General features: G+C 58.1%; 22 protein-coding genes. 13 read left to right on the top strand and 9 right to left on the bottom strand.

Annotated elements, in window-relative coordinates:
• Positions 1-24 precede the first annotated feature (24 nt).
• The 4 genes from HF945_RS08945 to HF945_RS08930 are packed head-to-tail and all read left to right on the top strand — an operon-like array spanning position 25 to position 3,941.
• Positions 25-1,470, top strand: a complete 1,446-nt coding sequence (locus HF945_RS08945) for a circularly permuted type 2 ATP-grasp protein (protein WP_290522268.1) — start codon at positions 25-27, stop codon at positions 1,468-1,470.
• Positions 1,464-2,393 (top strand): alpha-E domain-containing protein, encoded by a 930-nt coding sequence (locus tag HF945_RS08940; RefSeq protein WP_290522267.1) that lies wholly within the window; start codon positions 1,464-1,466, stop codon positions 2,391-2,393. Before HF945_RS08945 ends, HF945_RS08940 begins: the two co-directional genes overlap by 7 nt.
• A complete protein-coding gene (locus tag HF945_RS08935) occupies positions 2,390-3,187 on the top strand; it encodes a transglutaminase family protein (protein ID WP_290522266.1) in 798 nt (265 codons plus the stop codon). Before HF945_RS08940 ends, HF945_RS08935 begins: the two co-directional genes overlap by 4 nt.
• A 31-nt stretch (positions 3,188-3,218) precedes the next feature.
• Positions 3,219-3,941 carry a proteasome-type protease gene (locus HF945_RS08930; RefSeq protein WP_290522265.1) on the top strand — a complete coding sequence of 241 codons (723 nt, stop codon included), beginning with the start codon at positions 3,219-3,221 and terminating at the stop codon, positions 3,939-3,941.
• A 329-nt stretch (positions 3,942-4,270) separates the two neighbouring features.
• Here HF945_RS08930 and HF945_RS08925 read toward each other — a convergent pair whose 3' ends face one another.
• Positions 4,271-6,307 carry an LTA synthase family protein gene (locus HF945_RS08925; RefSeq protein ID WP_290522264.1) on the bottom strand — a complete coding sequence of 679 codons (2,037 nt, stop codon included), beginning with the start codon at positions 6,305-6,307 and terminating at the stop codon, positions 4,271-4,273.
• A 197-nt stretch (positions 6,308-6,504) separates the two neighbouring features.
• Here HF945_RS08925 and HF945_RS08920 point away from each other — a divergent pair, with 197 nt between their 5' ends.
• From HF945_RS08920 to HF945_RS08910, 3 genes are all read left to right on the top strand, one after another.
• Positions 6,505-7,290, top strand: a complete 786-nt coding sequence (locus HF945_RS08920; RefSeq protein ID WP_290522263.1) for a thioesterase family protein — start codon at positions 6,505-6,507, stop codon at positions 7,288-7,290.
• Positions 7,287-7,919: a 1-acyl-sn-glycerol-3-phosphate acyltransferase gene (locus HF945_RS08915; RefSeq protein ID WP_290522262.1), complete on the top strand. Its 633-nt coding sequence runs from the start codon at positions 7,287-7,289 to the stop codon at positions 7,917-7,919. The genes HF945_RS08920 and HF945_RS08915 overlap by 4 nt, the downstream gene beginning before the upstream one ends.
• Before the next feature lie 165 nt (positions 7,920-8,084).
• A complete protein-coding gene (locus HF945_RS08910; RefSeq protein ID WP_290522261.1) occupies positions 8,085-8,351 on the top strand; it encodes an acyl-CoA-binding protein in 267 nt (88 codons plus the stop codon).
• Here HF945_RS08910 and HF945_RS08905 read toward each other — a convergent pair.
• Both HF945_RS08905 and HF945_RS08900 read right to left on the bottom strand, forming a co-directional pair.
• The gene (locus HF945_RS08905; RefSeq protein WP_290522260.1) at positions 8,328-9,536 is read right to left on the bottom strand and encodes a tetratricopeptide repeat protein; all 1,209 of its coding nucleotides are present in this window, start codon (positions 9,534-9,536) and stop codon (positions 8,328-8,330) included. The two genes, HF945_RS08910 and HF945_RS08905, sit on opposite strands and share 24 nt — an antisense overlap.
• 210 nt (positions 9,537-9,746) lie before the next feature.
• Positions 9,747-10,682: a DMT family transporter gene (locus HF945_RS08900; protein ID WP_290522259.1), complete on the bottom strand. Its 936-nt coding sequence runs from the start codon at positions 10,680-10,682 to the stop codon at positions 9,747-9,749.
• Positions 10,683-10,833: 151 nt separating this feature from the next.
• Between HF945_RS08900 and HF945_RS08895 the strand changes: the two genes are divergently transcribed.
• Positions 10,834-11,586: a M90 family metallopeptidase gene (locus tag HF945_RS08895; protein ID WP_290522258.1), complete on the top strand. Its 753-nt coding sequence runs from the start codon at positions 10,834-10,836 to the stop codon at positions 11,584-11,586.
• Positions 11,583-11,891, top strand: coding sequence for an antibiotic biosynthesis monooxygenase (locus HF945_RS08890; RefSeq protein ID WP_290522257.1), 309 nt, complete (start codon positions 11,583-11,585; stop codon positions 11,889-11,891). Before HF945_RS08895 ends, HF945_RS08890 begins: the two co-directional genes overlap by 4 nt.
• A 179-nt stretch (positions 11,892-12,070) precedes the next feature.
• Here the strand turns inward: HF945_RS08890 and HF945_RS08885 are convergent, their stop codons facing one another.
• From HF945_RS08885 to HF945_RS08865, 5 genes are all read right to left on the bottom strand, one after another.
• Positions 12,071-14,449, bottom strand: coding sequence for a hybrid sensor histidine kinase/response regulator (locus HF945_RS08885; protein ID WP_290522256.1), 2,379 nt, complete (start codon positions 14,447-14,449; stop codon positions 12,071-12,073).
• Between the two features lie 722 nt (positions 14,450-15,171).
• Positions 15,172-15,429 carry a cell division topological specificity factor MinE gene (minE, locus tag HF945_RS08880; protein WP_290522255.1) on the bottom strand — a complete coding sequence of 86 codons (258 nt, stop codon included), beginning with the start codon at positions 15,427-15,429 and terminating at the stop codon, positions 15,172-15,174.
• A 3-nt stretch (positions 15,430-15,432) separates the two neighbouring features.
• Positions 15,433-16,248, bottom strand: coding sequence for a septum site-determining protein MinD (gene minD / locus HF945_RS08875; protein WP_290522254.1), 816 nt, complete (start codon positions 16,246-16,248; stop codon positions 15,433-15,435).
• A 32-nt stretch (positions 16,249-16,280) separates the two neighbouring features.
• Positions 16,281-17,009: a septum site-determining protein MinC gene (gene minC, locus HF945_RS08870; RefSeq protein ID WP_290522253.1), complete on the bottom strand. Its 729-nt coding sequence runs from the start codon at positions 17,007-17,009 to the stop codon at positions 16,281-16,283.
• A 488-nt stretch (positions 17,010-17,497) separates the two neighbouring features.
• The gene (locus HF945_RS08865) at positions 17,498-19,954 is read right to left on the bottom strand and encodes an acyl-CoA dehydrogenase (protein WP_290522252.1); all 2,457 of its coding nucleotides are present in this window, start codon (positions 19,952-19,954) and stop codon (positions 17,498-17,500) included.
• 246 nt (positions 19,955-20,200) lie between these two features.
• Here HF945_RS08865 and HF945_RS08860 point away from each other — a divergent pair, with 246 nt between their 5' ends.
• The 4 genes from HF945_RS08860 (at position 20,201) to HF945_RS08845 (ending at position 23,838) form a co-directional block, all read left to right on the top strand.
• Positions 20,201-21,070: a tetratricopeptide repeat protein gene (locus HF945_RS08860; RefSeq protein WP_290522251.1), complete on the top strand. Its 870-nt coding sequence runs from the start codon at positions 20,201-20,203 to the stop codon at positions 21,068-21,070.
• A 391-nt stretch (positions 21,071-21,461) separates the two neighbouring features.
• Positions 21,462-21,800 (top strand): P-II family nitrogen regulator, encoded by a 339-nt coding sequence (locus HF945_RS08855; RefSeq protein WP_290522250.1) that lies wholly within the window; start codon positions 21,462-21,464, stop codon positions 21,798-21,800.
• A 5-nt stretch (positions 21,801-21,805) separates the two neighbouring features.
• Positions 21,806-23,098: an ammonium transporter gene (locus HF945_RS08850; RefSeq protein ID WP_290522249.1), complete on the top strand. Its 1,293-nt coding sequence runs from the start codon at positions 21,806-21,808 to the stop codon at positions 23,096-23,098.
• 353 nt (positions 23,099-23,451) lie between these two features.
• A complete protein-coding gene (locus tag HF945_RS08845) occupies positions 23,452-23,838 on the top strand; it encodes an SCP2 sterol-binding domain-containing protein (protein WP_290522248.1) in 387 nt (128 codons plus the stop codon).
• 462 nt (positions 23,839-24,300) lie between these two features.
• Here HF945_RS08845 and HF945_RS08840 read toward each other — a convergent pair whose 3' ends face one another.
• The gene (locus HF945_RS08840) at positions 24,301-24,858 is read right to left on the bottom strand and encodes a molybdenum cofactor guanylyltransferase (RefSeq protein WP_290522247.1); all 558 of its coding nucleotides are present in this window, start codon (positions 24,856-24,858) and stop codon (positions 24,301-24,303) included.
• Positions 24,859-24,879 lie beyond the last annotated feature (21 nt).

Genomic DNA, 24,879 nt, shown 5'->3' with positions numbered 1-24,879 from the left:
TGCTTCAAGGCCAAGGAATTCGCCATGCGGTCATTAAAGTTGCCGGCGGTGTCCGGTTTTGACGAAATGATAGCGCCGGGCGGTGAGGTGCGGCCTCACTATACGAGTTATCACGATTGGTTGCTGCGACAGGATCGCGGCATGTTGCAACGCAAACGCAAGGAGGCGGAGCTTCAGTTTCACCGGGTGGGCATTACCTTCAATGTTTACGGTGAAGAAAGCGGCACCGAGCGGTTGATTCCCTTCGATACCCTGCCGCGGGTAATCCCTGCCAGCGAATGGGCATTACTCGAGAAAGGCGCCATCCAGCGCGTCAACGCCCTCAATCTTTTTCTGCACGATATCTATCACGATCAGAACATCATCCGTGACGGGCGCATCCCTGCCGAACAGATCTTCGGCAACACTCAGTATCAGCCGTGCATGCAGGATGTGAATCTGCACAATCAGGTGTATTCGCACATCAGTGGGGTCGATCTGATTCGCGATGGCGAGGGCGATTGGTATGTGCTGGAAGACAATCTGCGCACGCCGTCCGGGGTGAGTTACATGATCGAGAACCGGCGCATGATGATGCGGCTGTTTCCGGAGTTGTTTGCCGAACAGACCGTGGCGCCGGTGGAGCATTATCCCAGTCTGCTGCTGGAGACCCTGCAGCAGAGTGCCAGTTACAGTCATCCCACCGTGGTGTTGCTGACCCCGGGGCAGTTTAACAGTGCCTACTTCGAGCATGCCTTCCTGGCCCAGCAAATGGGTATCGAGCTGGTGGAAGGGGCGGACCTGTTTGTGAAGGATGGGTTCGTCTACATGCGCACAACCGCCGGACCACAGCGGGTGGATGTGATTTATCGACGTATCGATGATGATTTTCTCGATCCGCTGGCGTTCCGCTCCGATTCCATGTTGGGCGTGCCGGGGCTGTTGTCGGTGTACCGGCAGGGCAATGTGGTGCTGGCCAATGCCGTGGGTACCGGGGTAGGGGATGACAAATCCATCTACCCTTATGTACCGGACATGATTCGCTTCTATCTGGATGAAGAACCGATTCTTCACAACGTACCCACCTGGCAGTGTCGCAAGCCGGATGACCTGAAGCAGGTGCTGGATCAATTGCCGGAACTGGTGGTCAAGGAGGTTCATGGCGCCGGTGGCTACGGCATGCTGGTGGGACCGGCGGCAAGCAAGGCCGAAATCGAACTGTTCCGTGAGCGACTGAAAGCCGATCCGGGAAACTATATCGCGCAGCCGACCTTGTCCCTGTCCTCGTGTCCGATTTTTGTGGAGGAGGGCATCGCGCCTCGCCACATCGATCTGCGCCCCTTTGTACTCAGTGGTAACGAAACCCGAGTGGTGCCTGGGGGCTTGACCCGGGTAGCCATGAAGTCCGGGTCCCTGGTGGTGAATTCCTCCCAGGGGGGAGGAACCAAGGATACCTGGGTGCTGGAGAGTGGGGAGGAGGGTGTATGCTGAGTCGTACCGCTTCGGACCTTTACTGGCTGTCGCGCTATTTTGAGCGGGCAGAGAATACCGCACGAATGCTGGATGTGGTCTGGAACCTGTCGTTGATCCGCTTTGCGGTGGACACCCAGGCAGAGATTGCGGCGCCGCTGGCGATTACCGGCACGGCGGATCATTACGGTGCCCGCTACGGCAAGATCACCATTCAGAATCTGCTGTTCTTCTTCACCCTTGATGCGGACAGCCCGGCCAGTATCTATTCCTGCCTGCGTCAGGCCCGTGCAAGCGCCCATGCTGTGCGGGGCAAGATAACCGCCGAGATGTGGGAAAGCGTCAACAGCACCTGGCTGGAACTGAAGGAGATCCGTCAGGTCGGCTTGCAGGCCTACGGCGAAACCGCATTCTTCGAGTGGGTGAAGAACCGTTCCCATCTGTTCCGGGGAGCAACCTACGGCACCCTGATGCGCAGTGACACCTTCCGTTTCCTGCGCCTGGGGACCTTTATCGAGCGGGCGGACAATACTGCCCGGATCCTGGATGTGAAGCATCGTGACGGGCAGGCGCAGTCCAACGCCACCCTGGATTATTACCGCTGGCATGCCTTGTTGCGTTCAGTGGGGGCCTATGAGGCATTCCGGGAAATGTTCAGCGAAACCATTAACGGTGAGCGGGTGGCTGAGTTGCTCATTCTGCGACCGGAAGTGCCGCGCTCGTTACTGTCCTGTCTGCAGATGTTGTGCAATTTGCTGCCTGCCATCGAAGGCAATGCGGGCCTGCAGTCAAAACGACTGGCGGCGGTACAGCTGGCCCGTCTGCAGTATGGGGATATGGAGCATATCGTCGATATTGGCCTGCACGACTACCTCACGGATTTCCTGCGCCGCATCAATGAGCTTGCGGACACCATTCAAAGTGAATATCTGGAGCTGGTATGAAACTGTCTATTCAACACAGTACCGAATACCGTTACTCGGAACGGGTCAAACACAGCACCCAGTATCTGCGACTGACGCCACGGCCGTCGCCCAGACAGCGGGTGCTCAGCTGGGAGCTGGATTTGCCGGAACAGGCGGAAGAAGGCTCGGATGGCTACAACAATATTCTCCATGTGCTGACCCTGGACCGACCACACCAGCAGATCGCGCTTACGGTGAAAGGGGAAGTGGAAATTACCGACGAGGACAGTGAAGACAGTGATCACCGTCTCTCGCCATTGGTCTTTACGCGCCCCACCTTGCTGACCGAGAGTAACGCCGCTCTGGATGAACTGGCGCACCGTCATGATGGCGCGTCGCAGGGCGACCGATTGGAGCGACTGAGCGAATCCATTCTTCAGGGTATGCCCTTCACGCCAGGGGTCACCAGTGTGGCCAGTAATGCCCGGGAAGCCTGGAAGCTTGGCAAGGGGGTCTGTCAGGATCACACCCATGTTTTCCTCGCCTGTTGTCGGGCACTGGGTATGCCGGCCCGTTATGTCAGCGGCTATCTTTACAGCAAGGATTCCGAGCATGTGGCCAGTCACGCCTGGGCAGAGGTGTGGCAGTACGATACCTGGAAGACCTTTGATGTGACCAACCAGACCTGCCAACCCCGTCATCACCTGAAATTGGCCGTCGGGATGGATTATATGGATGCCTGTCCGGTGCGTGGTGTACGCTTCGGCGGTGGCGTCGAGTCGCTGGAGGCGGTGGCACTGGTCAATCGGACCGTGTCGGACAGTACACAGTGACCGATTTTTTCAGCTTTCGGAGCAGGCAGGCATGACCTATTGCGTAGCAATGTCCCTGGAAAAGGGTCTGGTATTTGCTGCGGATTCTCGCACCAATGCAGGGGTGGACCAGATTGCCACCTTCAGGAAACTGCACAAGTTCATGGTGGATGGCGAAAGAGCCATCGTCATTCTCAGTGCAGGGAATCTGGCGACAACCCAAAGTGTGATCAGTCTGCTCAACATGCGTCTCAACAGTGATCAGCCCAACCTGTTTGGTGCCCGATCCCTGTATGAGGTGGCGTCGATTATCGGCAGTACCAGCCGGGAAGTGATCCGCCGTGATTCCGGTCAGAGCCAGGGCAATGTGGATTTTGGCTGCAGTTTCATTGTGGGCGGCCAGATTCACGGGGAAAAGCCCCGGCTGTTCCAGATCTACCCGGAAGGGAATTTCATCGAGAGCACGGCGGATACGCCGTACTTCCAGATTGGTGAGGTCAAGTACGGTAAACCCATCCTTGATCGGGTGGTGGATTACCAGCTGTCACTGAAGGACGCGGCTAAGTGTGCCCTGATCAGTCTTGATTCCACCATCCGTTCCAATCTATCCGTGGGGTTGCCGCTGGATGTGTTGATCTACGACTGCGACAGTTTCAGCCTGGCCAATCACCATGATGTCACCGAGCATGATGTCCATTTCCGGGCGTTGGGTGAAGCCTGGTCCCATGGGCTGCGAGACGCTTTTGCGCAGCTTCCGGATGTTGAGTGGGAATGAGAGACGCTGCACGCAACACGCTTCATGCAACATGCGAAAACCTGCCACCTCTGCCCGTGGCTGATTAGTTCAAAATTGAAAGTTGAAAGGGAAAACCTTCGCAGGATTCGGGGTAGGTGAGGGAAAGACGAAGCCTTGTCTTGTGGGAGATTCAGCTCGCTGAACGAAAGGCAGTCAATCGCGGGCGGGGCATTCCAGTACAAGACACCCCATCCCGCGCTTTTCAGCTTTAAACTTTGAACTTTCAACTGATTCCCAAACCAGAGCCTCGCCCATCGCCGAGGCCCCGATTTACGTGTTGCATGAAGCGTATTGCGTGTCGCGTCCCCTCAATCATCCACGTTGTCGTACATCATGAAACGGGCGGTTTCGTATTCGGCACGGGCCAGATCGAAGAGGCGTTTGAATGTTTCAGGATGCGCGGCAGAGACATCCTTCTTCGGGGTATCGCTGTGCAGGTCATGCAGGGTGGCATTGCTGCCATCCGCATTCATGCGCACCAGAAAATTCCGGGTGACCATGCCATAGACCGGGTTGGGGCCTTCAAGGAGCACCACGAAACTGGCTCGCTCACCTTCTGGCGCCGGGGTCTGAAAGTCCCGGCCCAGGGTGGTGTTGCGATAGTTCAGCCCGAGCATTCCGGCAATGCTGGGCAGCACGTCCACCAGGCCAACTGAGTCGTCAATCTCCCGGGGCGAAAGGTAACGCGGTGCGTAGATGATATGGGGTACGTGGTTGCTTTCCAGGCCCAGCTGATCCATGGCCGGCATATGCGGCAGGGTGGTAATGCGGTTACTGTGATCGCCGAAGAACACAAAGATTGTGTTATCGAAGTAGTCACTCTCCCTGGCCCATTTCATGTATTCGCCCACGTTGTAATCCAGTAGCCGAACGGCGTTGTACTGGGCTGCACTGCGGAAGCCGTGCTTGGCCAGTTCCTCTTCGGACAGATCGGTGCGTGGCTCAAAATCGCCGTTGTTGTCCGGGATGGTGAAGGGGCGGTGGTTGCCGGCGGTCTGGATAAACGCAAAAAACGGCTGATCATCGGGCACGTCGGCCAGAATCTGGTTGGATTCACGGAACAGGTTCAGGTCGGAAATGCCCCACACATCCACATCTGGCGATTCCCAGTCGCCCTCCTGATACAGTTCCAGATCATCGATACTCTGCTGCACCAGGCCATCAAGATTGGCCCAGCCAGCATTGCCACCAATGAAATAGAAATTCCGGTAGCCCTCAAATTCGTTGACCACGGTACGCTGGTGGCTGGTCAGGGGGTTGCGGCTGGCGCTTTCCGTCGGTGCCACATCGGGGATGCCTGTGAAGGTGGCCCAGATGGTCTTGGCGGTGCCGGTGACCGGCACATAGAAGTTCTTGAACCGCCAGCCTTCTGCGGCCAGCCGATCCAGGTTGGGCGTGCTTTCAATCGGCAAGCCATAACTGCTGACACGGCTGGCGCCCAGTGATTCCAGCATGATAAAGACCACATTGGGCGGGCGATCATAGTCCAGCTTGTGGCTCTGTATCTCTACCTGCCGGACAAAGTTCAGGCTTTGGCGCTGATCTTGCGGAATGCCAAGATGGTCGGCCATGAGCGGGTAGTACTCGGCCACCTTGTCCTTGTCATAGGGGGAAACCGGGATCAGCAGGGTGTCGCGGAAGTAGAGGACGGGATTGAGGCCCAGGGCACCGATGGCCCGGTCGCCGGACACAAAGGCCTCACTCCAGCGCAGCGGAATCGGGTTGAGGATATTGATATTGCTGACACGGCCGAGAATCGCAAAGAAAAACAGGGCAAAGCACACCACAAAGCCCAGCGTTGCCTGCATGCCGGAGATGCCAGCCGCACTACGCTCAAGGAGTTTGCGCTCCAGCACCCTGGCAAGCCAGTAGCCACCGGCCACGCTGGCAATCCAACCCAGAGTAATCCAGATGACGGGATAGCTTTCCCACACCATCAGGGTGGAGTCACGGGTATCCTGCAGGAAACGCAGTGCGGTCACGTTCAGGCGCTCGCCCAGGTAGGCGTAATGACCAAAGTCAAAGATATAGGTGAGCACCAGCAGGCCCAGCGCGACAATCAGGTACAGGTGGCCCAGGGCGCGCATCAGGCCACTGGTGAGCAGATTGAAACGTGGCAGGTATGCCAGTGCCGCCAGTGGCAGCATCATCAGCAGGGCCAGACGAAGATCGAATCGCAGGCCAACCCCCAGTGCCGCCAGCACGGCTTCCTGATCCACATTCGGAGTGGCCGGGACCTCAGAGAAACCGAAATAGAACATTGCACGCAGTATGACCATAAGCCCGAAAAACAGGGCGGTGATGGCCAACAGGTACTGCAGGCGGCGGGATTTCAACCAGGCCATTGTGCTCTCCAGCGGGTGAAACGGAAAATTGGCGCCTATGCTACCGCTTAGTGGCCCGCTGCGCATGGCAAAATCACCCTGTTTTCCGTGAATGATCCCGCTGTCGCAGATTGCCACGGCTTTGTCCTGATTGCGTCTTCATGCGGCGGCCCGGTAATGGTTTACTGAGCGGCTGAACCAGGTAGTGAGATCATGTTATGACATTTGATGAAGTATTGGCCGGCGTAGATGGCAAAGGCAGCGGCGTTCTTCCTGAAGGTTGGGGACAGGGGCGTGCCCTGTTCGGCGGTCTGGTGGGCGCGGTCCTGTATGATCACCTCGAAAAGAGTGTTGGTGCAGGGCGGATGCTGCGTAGTTTCTCCCTGTCTTTTGTGGCGCCTGCGGCGCCGGGACCGGTGACGCTGACCAGTGAGGTGTTCCGGGAAGGCAAGTCGGTGATGCAGGCCATGGTCACTGCCCGTCAGGATGGCCAGGTGGTGGCGGCCATGCTGGCGAGTCTGGGGGCTGCGCGGGAATCGGCTGTGAAGGTGGCGGCCCCCGTTATGCCTGCCATGAAAGCGCCGGAGGACAGCTTCAGTCTGCCCAATATCAAGGGCGTGACGCCGGATTTCCTGGAGCACTTTGACATGCGCTATGCCAATGGCAAGCCGCCCTACAGCGGCAGTGATGAAGCCAACTTTACCGGGTACATGGGGTTTCGGGAGGCGCCGGCAGCCATGAGTACGGCGGCATTGATTGCACTGGTGGACACCTGGCCCCCTTCGGTGCTGTCCATGTTGCGTACCCCGGCCCCGGCCAGTTCATTGACTTGGACAATGGAACTGCTGGACGACCCGGCAAGCCGGCCTGCCGACACACTCTGGCGCTATCAGGTGGATACTGACCAGTGCAGCGATGGCTACGGGCAAAGCCGAGCCACCATCTGGGACGCCGACGGCCGGGCGGTGGCGCTCAGTCGCCAGACCTTTACGGTCTTCGCATGAAACGGCCTTTGCCGGCAATAACCCCGCAAACCCCTGGGCCGGCGGTCCCCCGTCGCGGACACTGGTTGCTTGCCGGACTGGGCCGGCTGATCCTCAAACTGATGGGCTGGCGTATTGTTGGCAGCCTGCCCAATGTGGAGCGCGCGGTACTTGCTGTGGCGCCGCACACCTCCAACATGGATGGGGTGATCGGCCTCAGTGCTATTCAGGCGTTACGCATTTATGTGCGTTTCATGGGCAAACACACCCTGTTTGAAGGGCGTTTCGGGCGGTTTATGTATTGGCTGGGGGGTATTCCTGTAAACCGGGAGAATGCCCATGACCTGGTGGAGCAGACTGCCCAGGCCATGCAACAGGAACCCTGCTGGCTGGGCATCGCTCCGGAGGGCACCCGCAAGGGGGCTGCACGCTGGAAGACGGGGTTCTACCGGATTGCCGAAGCCCAGGGGATTCCGATTGTGGTGCTGGGGTTCTGCTATCGCCGCAAACAAGTGCGAGTTGTCGGCAGTATTCTGCCCAGTGGGGACATGGACGCGGATCTGGAATCCATGGTGCAGATGCTTAGTGAGATTGTGCCGCGCCATCCTGCCTTGCTGTCCGAGCCGTTCCGGAAGCTTACTGGTCGCTGAATACAGGGTTAGTGCCAGTTGATTCTGCCGCGAACACCGCGCACTATTTCCTGCATCAGGCAGCGTGCTGCCCTTACCAAGAGAGCCTCTGAACAACGCCTTGCACACTGAATACACAAGCCGTTATCCAGAGGCTCCCCCAACCCGTTAATAACAGGAATAACGATGACTGATACTGCTCGTTTTGAACAAGCCCAGAAAGAGGTTCAGACGCTGGACCGCAAGCCTTCCAACGATGACCTGCTGTTCCTCTATGCGCATTTCAAGCAGGGTAGCGAAGGGGATGTCAGTGGCAAGCGTCCGGGCATGCTGGATATGGTGAAGCGGGCCAAATACGATGCCTGGGCCAAGCTCAAGGGCATGGACGCAGACACCGCCAAGCAGAAGTACATCGACAAGGTTGAAGCCTTACTTGTATCCCACAAGGGATGATTGCGCTCGCTTCTCTGTATTCTGCAGCAACTGGGCGATGCCCAGTTGCGCCTCCCCCGCCAGATTGCGGTAGTACCGTTTCAGTTCTGGCACTTCCTTTTCCAGCGCCGCTCTCACTTGCTCCCGGGCAGCCAGGATAGAACGGTTCAGCGCTGTCTTGTCAGCCTCCATCTGCTGCTTGCGTTGCGCCAGTTCAGGGGGCAGGGCGGTAGAGCCCAGCGAGTCCAGTCGCTGATTCAGGCGCGCCAGTCTGCTGCGTGCATCCTCCAGACGCATCTGTAATTCCGGCATCTTCGGGGCATTGGCAAGCACCCGTTCCAGATCAGTAATTTCCTGCTCAGTGGCTGTCTTTTCCATCTCTGCAGACTTGCGGAAGGCGCCATTGGACAGGTCTCTTGCCGAGGCATGTTCAATGGCATTGTCGAGGGATTTCTCTTCGCTTTCCAGGCAGCGCATGCGGTGCTTGGCCGCGATGAGCTGGCGGGTGGAGGCAAGCACCTGGCTGTCACTGTCGCGCACCAGTGCCAGTACCAACTGATCCATGACTGTGGTGCTGTTGCCAGCCACACTGTTGGTCAGCGCCCGATAGAGACGATCCGGATTGTTCTCCAGCTCATCCAGGGCCTTCATGTTCTCGGCAGCCTTGTCCAGCGCCAGGTTATAGACCGGCAGGGCCTGCTGGGCCGCGCCTTGTCGGCGCCAGTCATCACCCGCCAACACCAGGCCGGAAACCGCCCGGGGATTGCCGGGGAAGCGCGCCGCTATGCGCAGAAACCAGGCGCGAGCCCGCTCGCGATCGCCATCCTTGCGATAGCTTTCTGCCAGCAGCAGGGCGGCATCCACAGCAGCGGGACTGTTCTGTTCAATCTGGGCAAGTTGTTCACGGGCAAAGGTGGTGTCACCGTCGCGCAATGCCAGGGCTGCCAGACGCAGCCGCGCATAATTCCCGAGAATAGGTTTGTTGTTGCTTTGGGCGGCACGATTGTAATGCTGCAGGGCCGGGGCCTGTTGTTCCGTTGCCGGTTCGTCCAGCAAGCTGACCAGTGTACGGTCATCCCCTGCCAGGCTGGCCAGGGTGAGTGGCGGCGGAGCATTTTCCTGGCACGAAGTCCCATGGCTGAAGCCACTGGCAGTGATCAGCAGGGCCAACACGCAGCTCTTGATTGGCAGTCTGTTTGCATCCATGGCGCAGTTTTATTGTTGTTGGTTTGATGTGCATGATGGTGCACTGTGAATCCCTCCAGAACAGGAATTGGGTCACACAAATCAGCCTAATTTGTTCACTGCCAGAGAGATTGGTACCGGGGGAGGAACACGAGTGTGCACAGGCTGGCACCGAGAGTGGGGAAAGGGCTGGACAGCTGGGGCAATAGGCGTAGCGATGCCATAATGATATTATCCGAGGCGCAGCATTCGCCTCACTGCCCGCCAACGGTTGACCAGCAATGACAGGAAGATCAAGCCGCAGCCAACACCTTGCAGGGCGGTCATGCTCTCGCCGAACCAGAGTGCGGCCATGAGCGCGGTCCACATGGGTTCCAGCACCATGATCACCACCCCGTGGCTGTGCAGGGAGAGGCTTTGCGCATAGGTCTGGACCAGAAAGCGCATAGCGGTTCCCACGGTGGCACTAAGCACAATCCACATGACCAGCTCTCCCTGCATCTGGGTCATGGCGTCTTGCCAGGGCTCGAAGTACAGCGACAGGGAACCGGTGACGACCCCCACCACCGCGAGCACCACGGTGGTCAGGGCAAGCGCGGGGATGCGCGGCTGCTCCACGGTGTGACCATTGCTGTCTCGGATAGCCAGGGTATTGGCGGCACGGGTATTGAGGTTGAAGTAAAGGGCAAAGATAGCAGCGGCAGTGATGAACAGCAGCTGACCAGCCTCAAGCTGCAGCCCCTGTTCCAGCGATAGCAGAGCCAGTCCGGCTACCGCTACCGGCAGGGCCAGCCAGGTGCTACCCGGTACCGGCTCGGCAAATACCACGCGGGCAATCACCGGCACCAGCACCACGCCCAGGCTGGTAAGAAAGGCCCCTTCGCCCACATGGGTGGCAAATGCCAGTCCCAGTACCCAGAAACACATGGCAACACCGAACACCAGGCCGACACGGATACAGCGCCATAGTTGTCCGGTGGTAAGTCTGGCCAGCTGGGGAAAAGCCACCAGGCTTAGCAGTAGTGAGGCAAGCAGAAAGCGCAGGGACATGAACAGCAAGGGGGGCATGGCCAGCACGGCTTCCCGGGAAAACATCCAGCTGATGGCCGCCAGCAGGGTGACAACCAGTAGCAGAAAATCGGCTTTGTGGGCTTGGCTGAATGGCACAGCGAAGGACTTCCATGAATACGGGGAGCGGATGGTAGCATGGCGCTTCACACTGACAGGATTCCCTCGGCGCCATAAGGATGGCGAATCCGGCCATGCTGACACAGCAGGGGACCGGGGAAGGGCATCTGTCTATCACAACGGAGGGCTGATGTTTGCAGCGTGGCGTAACTGGCGGGATGCCCGACGGGTCCGGAAGATGGGTTTCACTGCGGCGCAGTGGGAAGCTGCGGTGGCCGACTGGCCCGTGATGGCCCGCTATCAGGGCCAGGAGCGTGACGCGCTGATGGCAATGGCATTTCGCTTTCTGGCCCGCAAGAGCGTGGCGCCTGGCGGTGACTTCGCCATCACTGACAACATGTGCCTGAAAGTCGCTACCATGGCCTGTGTGCCTGTGCTCAAACTGGGGCTGGACTGGTACGACGGTTGGTACACAGTGATCCTCTATGAAGGTGCGTTTATTCCCAATCGCCCCCATCGTACCGCCGACGGTGTGGTTCATGCCCGTGGGCCAGTGCTGGCCGGGGAAGCCTGGCATCAGGGACCGGTCATTCTCTCCTGGGAGGCTGTCTGCCAGGCCGGTGGTGCCAGTAACGTGGTGATCCATGAGATGTCGCACAAGCTGGATATGCGCCATCAGGGCGCCAATGGGGCGCCGCCTCTGCATGAGGGGATGCGAGCGCAACAATGGTATGACGTCTTCAGTCGGGCGTATCAGGAGCTGCTGGAGGATTACCATCACCACCGGCCCATGCCGGTGGATGCCTATGCGCTAACCGGGCCGGGGGAGTTCTTTGCGGTGTGCAGCGAAGCCTTTTTTGAATCCCCCGATACGTTGTTCCGTGACTGGCCTGCGTTGTACCGGCTGCTGGCCCAGTTCTACCGTCAGGGAGAGAGACCATGAAATTCATTTTTGAAGTGACCATGACGCCTGGTTTCAGCGTGGAGGAGTATGCGCAGGGCTGGGTGGAAGCCAGTGAAATCATTCAGCAGTCTGCTGGTGCCCGTGGCACCTATCTGCATCGCAAGATTGGCCACCCCGATACGGTGCTTGCCATCGCTCATTGGGAAAGCAAGGCGCATCGCGATGCCAAGGATGATTCGCGCAGTGAAAAGGTCAAGGCGATCCTGGCGAAACACGCAAACGTTGTTTCTGTCACCGTGATCGGTGAATACGAAGAGCCGCAATGGCAGGTTTTACCCAGCTAGCGAGCCTCTGAATAACTCCTGGCCGAGCCCTTCGGGTCTTCCAGGCTGGCCCGCACTCGTTGTTGCCTATTCTTGAAGGTATGAGCCTCGACAGGCAACCAGCATGCCATCAAAAGCGCGTCCCCTCTTTACCTTTGCCGAGGGGGCGAACCAGCCTGAAAGACTGAGCATGCAAGGCGTTATTCAGAGGCTCCCTGGTGAGTAATCCATTCCTGCAGCTTTCTTCTCAATTGATCCAGTGTCACGGGTTTTGAAATGTGATCGTCCATGCCGCTGGCAAAGCACCGCTCCCGGTGTTCGTTGGAGGCATGGGCGGTCAATGCCAACACGGGGGTACGGGGACGGTTTTCACGGCTCTCCAGTTCCCTGATCAATCCAGTGGTCTGGTAACCATCAAGATCGGGCATCTCACAATCCATCAAAATCACATCCGGGGCCAGCTTCCGATCCTCGAGTAAAGCCAGCGCCTCAAGGCCGCTGCTGGTAAGGGTGGTCTTGACGGACAGTTGCTTGAGCAGGGCACCAATCACCATCTGGTTGACGGCATTATCCTCGACCACCAGGACATGCAGCGGATTCGTCTGCGATGGCAGGGGTGTTGAGCCGGGACCATCATCGTGCTGTGGTGCGCCTCGCTTGAGGGGGATGCTGAGTGTGAAGGTTGAACCCTGCCCCTGCTTACTATGTACTTCCAGGCGGCCCTCCATGAGCTCCGCCAACTGCCGGGAAATGGCCAGCCCCAAGCCGGTACCACCATATTTACGCGAGGTGGAACTGTCGGCCTGTTGAAACGACTGGAACAGGATGGCCAGCTCCTCAGAGCTCATGCCGATGCCCTGGTCTGCCACCTGGCAATACAGCAGCAGCGTATCGGGGGATCGGGTTCTGGCGGCTTCCGCGCGCAGGGTAACGGTCCCTTGCTCGGTAAACTTGATGGCATTGGATAGCAGATTGAGCAGAATCTGCCGTAACCGTGTCTGATCACCTCTAACCCACTCGGGCAGGCTGCTGTCCCAGTCACTCACCAGGCGAATGTCTTTCTGCTCCGCGTTGGCATGGAAGATCATCAGGCAGTCTTCAAGCAGGCGATGCAGGTTGAAGCTGCTGATTTCAAGCTCAAGCTTGCCGGAGCTGATCTTGGAGAAGTCCAGAATATCGTTGATCACATTGAGCAGGCTGTTACCCGCGCTATAAATGGTATCCACATAGTTGCGCTGGGTGCCATCCAGACGCGTGCCCCGCATCAGCTCAGCCAGACCAAGCACGGCATTCATGGGCGTACGGATTTCGTGACTCATCTTGGCGAGAAAGTCGGTCTTGGCATCGTTCTCGGCCTGGGCGCGGGCGATATCCTGCTGACGTTGCAGGGTTTCCTGCTTGAGGCTCCGCAGCCGATAGGCCAGCCCAAAGGACAGCAGCACCTGTTGTAGTACAAGCCCCAATTGCACCCCGATGATGTTGAGAATCCCGGGGAGAGTGATAACCCCATAGGCGCCAAGGGCCAGCAGCGCCACGGTGAGCAGGAACATTCCCCAGGCGAAGACAAAAATGCGGGCCTGAGGATGGCCGCGATAGAGGCTATATAGACCAATAAGCAGCAGTAATGCCAATGTGCCCAGCGCTACCCCGCCCTGGAGTGGTGCCACTGTACCTACCGGCAGGACCAGCAATGCCAGGATAATGATTACCTGAATCCCAACCGCAGTCAGTAACAGGCGATCCAGCCAGTGCCATTGACGGGTGTGAAGAAAATCCCTGGCAAACAGCAGGCCGGACAGCAGGGTCAGATAGCCAAACAGGTGATTAGCCGCTTGTGGCAGCACGCTGTCGGCAAACCATAGCCGGTGCGCGACCCCTTGCAGGCAGGCGATGTAAAGGGTGGAGCAGGCCACGTGTACCATGTAAAAACGGCTACTGTGCTCCCGACCGCCCAGCCACAGCACCAGATGGTAGAAGAACAGACCGATCGCAATTCCGTAGAAACCGCCCATGAGCCATTCATGGCTGCTTTGCTGCTCAATGAAATGATCCCTGCCGCTCAGTGTGAGTGGCACGGTCATGGCACTGCTGATGGTATGAACTCTCAGATAGAGGGTGCGGGTTTCTCCGGCTGACAGGGTAAAGGGCAGGGTGAAGGTACGCAGGTGCACCGCGCGACTGCTGAACGGCAGGGTGTCGCCCATGTGCCATGCATGGACCTGATCGCCCCTGGTCAGGAAAAAATCCACATTATCCAGCACGGCGTAATCCACCTGAAGCCACAGGGGCAGTTCCGTGTCACCAGTATTTTCCAGCGCAACCCGAAACCAGCAGGCGTCTTTACGGTATCCGAAATTGATCCGGCTGCGTTGCAGGGGGGTATAGTGTTGGCTGCGGGCCTTGGCAAGGGTGGAAAGGCCGTCATTGTCGCACCAGCTTTCCATGTGGGTGCCCAGTTCAATATTGGTAACCGGGTTCTCCACTTGCAGGTGCCCGGCTGCACTAGCATGCACCGGCAACACCAAGCCTATCAGAAGGCTTGCCAGACAACGCCAGAGTTGAGCACGATCCTTTGCCACACTTTCTCCCTTTGACTCTTGCCGAGCCAGTCACCGCCGTGGCTCCTGCCACACGGTAGATTTTTGTGTTATGGCTTTGTCAGGTTTCAAGCCAACAAGGCAGCCTGACTATGCGGTCACCAATTAGCATAGTCCGCTGTTCTTTGTCTCGCAAAGCACAAGGTAGGGCGCTGCGTGAAATATTGTAAGGACCTCTGGGGGGGCGGCTTCCCTGCGGTTTGCCAACGGGGGTGAACGGGGTTTAAGTATGCAAAATTTGGCTTTTATATTGGGTGGCTGCGCGCTATTGACCAAACCTCCCCGAAGGAGCAAGAACAACAAGTGATGCGGAGAAAAGATTCATCGCGGATTGCCGGGAAGGCCCCACCTTTCCGTAGGAGCGTCGCTGGCGGCGCGATTTCAGACCAGGATCAATAACGTTTTCACCACAGGGATCACTGAAACCTTCGATCGGGAGCTGTTGCCAGAACCTGCGTTCAGCAAGCTGAATCTCCCACCAGACACCGATTTCAACCGGGCGAAGTAAAGCGCTGGAATCGCATCGTCACCGAGCGCAGCAAAGGAACACCTGACAAGGCGACACCGCAGGGGTGAGCGGAGCGAATAACCGACGCTCCTGCGGGAAGGCCTTGGTAGCAGCAACTTCCCGCTAACCCGTGATGAACCAAAAAAAAGCGAACCGCAGGGTTCGCTTTTTTTCTGTGCAGATCAGGGAGCCTGGACTACTGGCTGCCTTCCGGCAGTGTGATATTCAGCTCGAGAATCTCGCAACCTGAATCCCGGTCCAGCTGTATGTTCACCGCATCCTGGTCCACTGGCACGTATTTGCGAACTACCTGCAGTAGCTCTTCCTGCAACTGCGGCAGGTAATCGGGCCCCCCGCGGGTAGAGCGCTCGCGGGCCACAATGATCTGTAACCGTTCCTTGGCAACGGACGCACTGGTCTGCTTCTTGGGCAGCAGATAACTGAAGATGCTCATCCCTTAGCCTCCAAACAGTCGGCCAAACAGACCTTTCTTGTTAACAGTGGTGAAGCGGTGTGGCAACTGGTCGCCCATGAAACGGGCAACGGCATCGCTGTAGGCCTGACCGGCATCGGAATCCGTATCCAGAATGACCGGGCTACCGGCATTACTGGCGTTCAGCACCGCCTGGGATTCCGGGATAACGCCAAGCAGTTCAATGGCCAGGATTTCCTGAACATCTTCAACCGACAGCATCTCACCTCTTTCCACACGGTCCGGAGAGTAGCGGGTCAGCAGAAGGCGTGCCGGAATGTCGCCATTGCCCTGTTCAGCATGGCGGGTCTTGCTGGCCAGAATGCCGATCATGCGGTCAGAGTCACGAACACTGGATACTTCCGGGTTGGTGACCACCACGGCTTCGTCAGCAAAGTAGGCTGCCATCAAGGCACCTTTCTCGATGCCGGCGGGGCTGTCGCAGATGATGTAGTCCATCTGCATGTCGTCGCGCAGGGCATTGAATACCCCTTCCACGCCCTCCTGGGTCAGGGCGTCCTTGTCGCGGGTCTGGGAAGCAGGAAGGATGAACAGGTTCTCCACCTTCTTGTCCTTGATCAGAGCCTGCTTGATGTTGGCATCCCCGTTGATCACGTTGACCAGATCGTAGACCACACGGCGTTCGCAGCCCATGATCAGGTCCAGATTACGCAGGCCCACATCGAAATCGATAACAGTGGTTTTAAAACCGCGCAGAGCAAGCCCGGTAGCCAGTGCAGCACTGGTAGTGGTTTTGCCGACGCCACCCTTGCCGGATGTCACGACCACGATCTTTGTCACGCTTTTCTCCTTACCTTCTCAGTCCCTGAGCGCTATTTCAGCGCGGTAAAATGCATGGCCTCGCCCTGCAGGGACAGGTGCACAGGCTGATTTCGGTGTGCATCGGGCAGATCTTCGGCTACCCGATAATGCCCGGCAATCGACACCAGCTCGGCATTGAGCTGCTGGCAGAAAATTCGGGCACTGGTATCGCCCCTGACGCCGGCCATGGCCCGGCCGCGCAGGTTGCTGTAAACATGAATGTTGCCTTCTGCCATGATTTCCGCGCCGGTGCTCACCGGGGCCAGCACAATCATGTCGCCACGACTATAGACCTGCTGACCTGAGCGGACTGGCTGCTCCACCACCAGGGTTTCCACCCGTTCGGCAGAAGCAGTGGGTTGTTCATTTGCACCCTGCTGGGGGGCGGGATCGGCACGGCGGGGAATGTCCCGGCCACCACTGAGGCTCAGTGTGCCCAGCCCCACCAGGGATGCCGTGGCTTCATCAATGCGTTCATTGCGTGCCAGCGCCACCAGGTTGACCCCGAGATTGCGCAGAGTATCCACCGCAGGCAACAGGTTGGCGGTATCCAGTTCAACTTCCTCGGGGATATCGATGACCACCGGAGCTTGCTGCAGCCACTCCGCCGCCTCATCCAGTCGCAGGCTGATTTCCTGATGCAACTGTTGAGCATCCAGCGTATTGAGCTGCAGGACCGTCATCATCAACATGCGGCCCTTGAATTCGAGTACTGATTTTTCTTCTACGACTGCTGTCATTCCTGACCTGTGTAGCTGGGGCGAGGCGCTGAAAGCGCGGGTATGACCCGGAGGGGCAGAATTTCGGGAAAGCGTAGACCAAAGGCGCGGCGCGGGAAAGCGCCAAAAGGGTGATAAAAATGTTAAATCTTCATGTAAGGAGAATGACGGCGACACAACTGCCGGAAAAATCAGCGATTGATTAAAAAGTAATCACTTTTTCTTTTGGTCTTAAGTGTGAGCGGGTTCGAATTTGAGAAAGCCTGTCCATAGGAGTGTCGTTATCCGCTCCGCTCATCCCTTCGGGGCCGCCTTGTCAGGCGTTCTTTCGCTGCGCTCGGTGGCGACGCGATTCAAACCCAGGATAAAAAGCATTTTCACCACGGTGAGCACAGAGTTCACCGAGTAACGATGGTTTTTACTCAGTGTTCTCTATGCCCTCTGTGGTAAATCGATACTATCGGGCTCGGCTATCGCGCCGCCAGCGACGCTCCTACGGCAGCTGGAGACTACATGACCGGCCGTTCTGCGTGCACTTTCACCTTCTTGAGGTTCTTGTCGAAGGCATCGGTGAGCAGACAGTCATAGCGCATGGCATCGTACTCATTGACGGCATCCACCTGGGCATCGCTGATGATGCCCTTGCTGGCGGCGTCCTTGAGTTTATCGAGTACCGTGGCCCCTTCCAGCTGGCCCTTGCCTTCTGCTTTCAGGAACGCAATCCAGGCGGGTTCTACTTCAAGCAGTTTCTGGTAGGTGGCTTCCACGCGACCAATGGCATCTTCCGGGTCCTGTGAGATGTAGGCCGGTTCCGCCAGGGCATCCCGCACCGAGCTGGGCGCCATGATCATCTCACCCAGTGTGCGAATCTGGTCATCGCTGGGCGCCTGAGCCTTGCAGGGGCGACCGAACGGGAAGAACAGACCCTTGAGCACATGGCCAATACCGAAGAAGCCAAAGTTGCGATAGAAAGCTTCCAGGGAATCATGGGCTTTGCTGAAGGCGCGCCGCAGTGCGTAGCTGGCATGGGCATCGTTGGCTTCATCCCGTGGCAGGGTGCCGTGGTACTTGAGAATGGCACAGGCAATCAACAGCTGGCTGTGCACATCCCCGAGCCGGGCTGACAGCAGCTCACGACGTTTCAGGTCTCCGCCCAGCAATGCCAGAGCCATGTCAGACGTGGAGGCCAGCACCGCGCTGTAACGGTTGACCAGTCGGTACCAGGGGGCGCTGAAGGCATCCGCATTGGCCGGTGCATCCGACAGGTAAGGGCCAGTCAGCGCCTGAATGATGGCGCTGCTCATGTTGCCCAGCGTATGCCCTGCATGGGTAAAGAACAGGGCATCGAAATCCTGCAGCCCCTTGTCCTTGTCTTCAGCCTGAATGGCCTGAAGTTCGTCATACAGGTACGGATGGCAACGCATGGCACCCTGTCCAAAGATCATCAGGGAGCGGGTCAGGATATTGGCCCCTTCCACTGTGATGGCAATGGGGGTGGACTGGTAGGGCAGAGCCAGGAAGTTACGCGGGCCCAACTGAATGCCACGCCCACCGGCAATGTCCATGCCGTGGTTGATCAGCTCACGCATCATTTCGGTGGAATGATACTTGGCCATGGCGGTGACCACGGAGGGCGCACCGTCTTCCAGTGAGCGGGTAACCAGATGGCGATAGGCTTCCAGAGTGTAGGCGATGGAAGCTACCTCGGCGGAGGCCTCCTGCACGCCTTCGAATTCACCCACCGCGGTGTTGAACTGACGACGGATCCGGCCGAAGGCACCGGTCATGCGGTAACCCATTTCACCACTGGCCGTGGCCAAAGCCGGCAGAGACACACCCCGCCCGGCACCAAGGCACTCGATCAGCATGCGCCAACCTTTGCCCGCCATGTCCGGGCCGCCGATGATGGCATCAAGGGGCACAAACACATCCTTGCCGTTGATGGGGCCGTTCATGAAGGGTGAGCCCGGATAATGACGACGTCCGATTTCCACGCCCTTGGTGTCGGCGGGAATCAGGGCACAGGTGATACCCAGTTCATCTTCATCACCCAGCAGGTGCTCCGGGTCGTAGAGCTTGAAGGCCAGGCCGACTACGGTGGCCACCGGTGCAAGGGTAATCCAGCGTTTGGCGAAGTTCAGGCGCATGCCCAACACTTCCTTGCCGTCGATCTTGCCTTTGCAGACCACGCCGGTATCGGGAATGGCTCCGGCATCGGAGCCGGCTTCAGGGCCGGTCAGGCCGAAGCAGGGGATTTCATCGCCACTGGCCAGGCCGGGCAACCATTGCTGCTTCTGTTCGTCGGTGCCGTATTCTGCAAGCAGTTCACCCGGACCGAGTGAGTTGGGCACCATGGCGGTCACCGCGGCGGTCAGAGAGCGGGTGGCAATCTTGCTCATGATCCGGCTTTGCGCGTAGGGGCTGAAGGCCTTGCCGCCGAATTCCTTCGGGATGATCAGGCTGAAGAAACCCTTGTGCTTGAGGAAGTCCCAGACCTCAGGCGGAAGATCCTTGAGTTCGTGGAAGATCTTCCACTCATCCAGCATGTCGCACAGTTCCTGCACTTCGTTGTCCAGAAACGACTGTTCCTCATCGGTGAGCGTGGTGAAATGGATATGGGAAAACTTTTCCCAGTCCGGACGGCCGGAAAAAAGATCAGCTTCGAACCAGGTGGTGCCGGCTTCGATTGCTTCGCGTTCAGTATCGCCAATCGCGGGCATGACCTTCGCAAGCGCGCCATACACGGGGCGGGTGACGAAACGTTGTCGCAGGTCAACATGATTGAGAAGCGTGACCCCTGCCGCGAGGACCAGCAGCGCGAGCGGGTTGACCAGCCAGGGCGCAAGAAAGGCGCTCAATAACCAGATAACCACGAATACAACACTACCGATGCCACGGCTGACCTGCTGGTAAAACAGGGTCATTAGTGTGGCAATCAGAACTACGATAGCCAGAAGGCTAAGCATGGCGGTCTCCTTTGCCTGTATGAGAGTTCGTTCCAGCGTACTCAGCGGCCATGCAGACAGCGTGAAACCTGTACACGGAACCGACAGCTGCTGAAATGACACGGTTTCAGTCTAACCTGACTGCTCTGTAGTGTGCACATAAAGTGAGCAAACCAGGCGGCTGGAGTGTCAGACACATGGACGCCGGATTTTGTTCACGGCTTGCCTTACAATGCGCGCAAAGCGTCATCAGCCAGGAGCATGTCTGTGCAACCGAACAGCTATATCATCGAAGTTAACGAACAGAACATTCAGCAGGTGCTGGAGCAGTCCCGGCAGATCCCGGTGCTGGTCAGTTTCTGGTCAAGCCGTAGCCAGCCATCCTTGCAGATGGCGCCTGTGCTTGAGCGACTGGTTAATGAATATCAGGGCAAAGTGATCCTGGCCACCATCAACGCTGACGAGCAGCAGATGCTGGCCAGCCAGTTCGGGCTACAGGCCCTGCCCAGCCTCAAGCTGGTGTATCAGGGTCAGTTGGCCAATGAGCTGGATGGTCCGCAGACCGAAGAGAGTCTGCGTCAGTGGCTTGCCCCGATCGTAGATCCAGAGGCAGCTCAGGCCCAACAGGAAGAAGGTTTTATCGAACAGGTTCGTATGGCGATTGAGGCGGGCCATGGCGAGCAAGCGGAAGCGGCACTGCGCCAGACCCTGCAACAGTCCCCGGACAAGCACGCCATTCGTGCACTGCTGGTGGAATACCTGCTGGGCCAGGGCCAGCTGGATGATGCCCAGTCGGTGCTGGCGGAGGTGGCTGAGGATGCAGAACCGCTGCGTCCGTTCCGCGCCCGGTTTGCCTTGCTGGAAAAACTGGAAGGGGCGGGGCAGAGCCTCAAGGAACTGGAAGCGCGTATTAGTGATGCCCCCAGCCCGGAAGATCTCTATGCCCATGGCCTGCAAGCCGCTGCCGCCGGTCAGTTCAAGCAAGGCCTGGAATCGCTGCTGGTATTGTTGCGTGACCACCGTGACTACAAGGAGGGTGTTGCTCGCAGTGCCTTGCTGGAAGTGTTTGAGTGTCTACCGAAAGGGGATCCGCTGGCCAGCGAGTATCGCCGCAAGATGTTCAATTACCTCTACTAAATGTGGTTTCCGTTTGACTCAAAGGCGCCCCGCGGGGCGCCTTTTTTCTGCCTGACCGCTGTCCGTCGACGACCATGCCTGGGGATGCCTGCGTATTAGTGGTGCAGGTGCGAGCCTCTACAGGCCTTTATTGCTCTTCGAGGCACCATTTCATATCGCTCACCGGGTTTCTTGTTCCGGTTTTGGTGCTTCATGTGCGCACTAAAGGTGCGCAATACGGAGGAAATCTGGGTTAAGTGCATTTTAATGGTGCATATGTGTGCTGAGGTGGCTGCAAGTTATTGAAAAATAATAAGCCCTAATATGGCCTGATTCTTGTATGCACTCTGCCGGTGCAAATTACCGACGCCGCTTTGTGTTGGTGCAATTTGATGAGGATCAGGAGATATCCATGAAAATGCTGACTGCGGTAATCAAGCCGTTCAAGGCAGACGATGTGCGGGACGCGCTGGCCCAGATCGGGGTTCAGGGGCTCACCCTCACCGAGGTAAAAGGCTTTGGTCGCCAGAAGGGCCACACCGAACTGTATCGCGGTGCGGAGTACGTGGTGGATTTCGTCCCCAAGGTGAAATTGGAGCTGGCGGTCCGTGATGATCAGCTGGATCAGGCTATCGAGGCCATCATGCTGTCCGCGGGGAACGGCAAGATTGGCGATGGCAAGATCTTTGTCCACGACCTGGAGCAGGTCATTCGCATTCGTACTGGCGAGACCGGCCAGGAAGCCATTTAAGGGGGATGATGATGAAAAAGTGTCTGTTAGCGTTGTTGATGTTGCCCTCCCTGGCGTGGGCGGATGGCCTGGACAGTGGTGATAGTGCCTGGATCCTGACCGCCACCGCGCTGGTGTTGTTCATGACTCTGCCGGGGTTGAGCCTGTTTTACGGCGGGCTGGTGCGCAGCAAGAATGTGTTGTCGGTGCTGATGCAGTGTTTTGCCATTACCTGTGCGGTGTCTCTGGTTTGGCTGATTGCCGGTTATTCCCTGGCCTTTTCCGATGGCGGCAGCATGAATGCCTGGATCGGCGGGTTCCAGCATGTGTTTTTCGATGGCATCACCCGGGAAACCCTGGAAGGCACCTTGCCCAAGAGTCTTCATGGGCTGTTCCAGATGACCTTCGCCATCATTACTCCGGCGTTGATTGTAGGGGCCTTTGCCGAGCGCATGCGCTTCGGCCCCATGCTGGCCTTCTCGGTGCTGTGGTTGCTGGCGGTCTATATTCCGGTGTGCCACTGGGTGTGGGGTGGCGGCTGGCTGGCTCAACTGGGTGTGTATGATTTTGCGGGTGGCATCGTTGTGCATATCACCGCCGGTGTTGCGGCGCTGGTTGCCGCTGTGGTGCTCGGTAACCGCAAGGGTTTTCCGACCCAGGGCATGATGCCCCACAACATGACCATGACCGTGACCGGTGCCGGCATGCTGTGGGTGGGCTGGTTCGGTTTCAACGGCGGTTCTGCACTGGCTGCCAATGGTGATGCTGCCATGGCCATGCTGGTCACCCATATTTCTGCCGCCGCCGGATCCCTGGCCTGGATCACCATGGAGTGGAAGAAGTTCGGCAAGCCTTCCGCGCTGGGTATCGCCACCGGTATGGTTGCCGGTCTCGGCACCATTACTCCGGCTTCCGGTTTCGTCGGCCCGGCGGCTGCACTGGTCATTGGGCTGTCTGCCGGTGTGATCTGCTTCTACGCGGTGATCTTCATCAAGCACAAACTGAAGATTGATGATTCCCTGGATGTCTTTCCGGTGCACGGTATCGGCGGCATCCTGGGGACCCTGTTCGCCGGCATTTTTGCTTCCACCGAACTGGGCCTGTTCTCCGGTTACGGGTTTGCCAAAGAGAGCTACACCATGCTGGATCAGGTAGGTGTTCAGGCGCTGGGCGTGGTTTCCACCTTTGTCTATACCGCCATCGTTACCTGGCTGCTGCTCAAGTTGATCGGCCTGTTCGCTGTGTTGCGAGTGGATGGGGATGAGGAAACCCAGGGGCTGGATATCGCCCTGCATGAGGAGCGTGGTTACGACCTGTAACGGGCACACCCTCCTGTTCACAAGAACCCGGCCGCGCGCCGGGTTTTTTTTGGCCGCTCTGCGGCTGCATCACGCTTCACGCAACACGCGGCACGCAAAGCCGGGAAAACCACGCTGTGGGAGCTCCTCTGCCCGCCCCTGAAGGGCACAGGGCTGCCGGCGGTGGGCTGTCCGGCAGGCTTTGTGGCGCCGATCGGCCACCCCATTTTTGTCCCCGCAGGACCCGCTTCACACTATTGCCACCCTCTGGGGGTTTCTATAAGGTACGAGTAAGTTTCGAACGCTCGTTTGAATTGGTCCTGTGGCCTCCTGCGAGGGGGCGTCGAAGCCATAACGATATTTAGGAGATAACAATGAGCCTGGAATTTTTGTCTGACGAGTGGTTTGCAAAGGTCAAGGAACTGCGTGATGCGGCGGGTGAGATTGATGCACCGGGTGCGCTTGCTGATCTGGTGATCAATATTACTGTTTCCCACGATCAGGGTGAGAAGCAGATGGCGCTGGTGTCTGGCATGATCGAGGAAGGTCACCACGAATCCGCCGAAACCACTCTGATTCTGCCGGCAGATCTGGCCAAGCGCATCTTCATCGAAGGTGACCAGTCTGCGGGTATGCAGGGCTTCATGAGCGGCCAGATTCGCATCGAAGGCGATATGAGCAAGCTGATGGTGCTGCAGACTGCCCAGCCTTCTGCCGATCAGGTTGCCCTGATGAAGCAGATCCAGGAAGTGACTGCCTGAGTGTTTCACGCCTGATGCTGGATGCCTGAGGCCTGACGCCTCAAATTGTCCAGCGACCCAAAAAGCCCGCCCGGTTCTCCGGGCGGGCTTTTTTGTGTCTGGGCCGCGGGTGGTGCTGCTGAGGGAACGTAGCGCAGCGGAGTAACGCAGGGAGTGCGGCCCCGAAGGGGGGCGTAGCGAATAACGAGCCTGCTCGCGATCCGAGCCTGGGCGAGGTAAAAAGATTCGATTTGCGAGAAGCGAGTTTCGAAAGGCAAAACCAGAAGCATGGAAAGCGGTTTGGGTTTTGAGCTTTGGGATGGGTTTCTGGAATCCTTACCTCGCTTAGGCTCGGATCGCTCAGGCAAGCTGAGCTCCTACGCGGGGTATAGCGAGTGTTTTATCGATGCAAAAAGGCCCGCCCGGTTTACCGGCGGGCCTTTTTGCATCAGGCATCAGGCATCAGGCATCAGGCATCAGGCATCAGGCATCAGGCATCAGGCGTTCCGCATGATTCAGGTTCTGGATCGGGGTGGCGACGGCCACTTCTTGCAGGGGAAGCTGTTCCAGCCAGCCATAGGCGCTGCGGCCTCCCTCATCCAGGTAACGGCTGAGGCTGTTTTGCCAGGGCTCGGCATGCAGTGCCAGGCAGAGGGGCTGGCGACGGATGGGATCGCGGGCCACACAGACATGCTCAGGGCTGGCGTTGCTGAGCAGATCCCGGATCAGGGAAGCGGGGGGTTGCAACAGATCGCAGGGCAGGCAAACACATTGGCCTGTGGCGACGGACAGCGCGGCTTCCAGACCGGCCATGGGGCCGGGAAAGTCCGCACGCCGGTCTTGCACCACCTGATCTGCCCAGTGTCGATAGGTTTCCTGGTTGCGGTTGGCGCTAATAATGATGCGGGCAGGGCGGGGGCTAATGTGCTCCAGCAATTGCGTAATCAGGGGCTTGCCGTTCACCGCTATCAGGCCCTTGTCGGCGCCGCCCATGCGAGTGCCTTTGCCGCCGGCCAGAATGATCAGGGTATAGTCGTTCATTGAATGCCTGCTTGCGTTGGG

The sequence above is a fragment of the Alcanivorax sp. genome (assembly GCF_017794965.1).
In the GTDB taxonomy this organism is placed as follows: Bacteria; Pseudomonadota; Gammaproteobacteria; order Pseudomonadales; family Alcanivoracaceae; genus Alcanivorax.
This window is presented reverse-complemented; position numbering and strand designations above follow the sequence as displayed.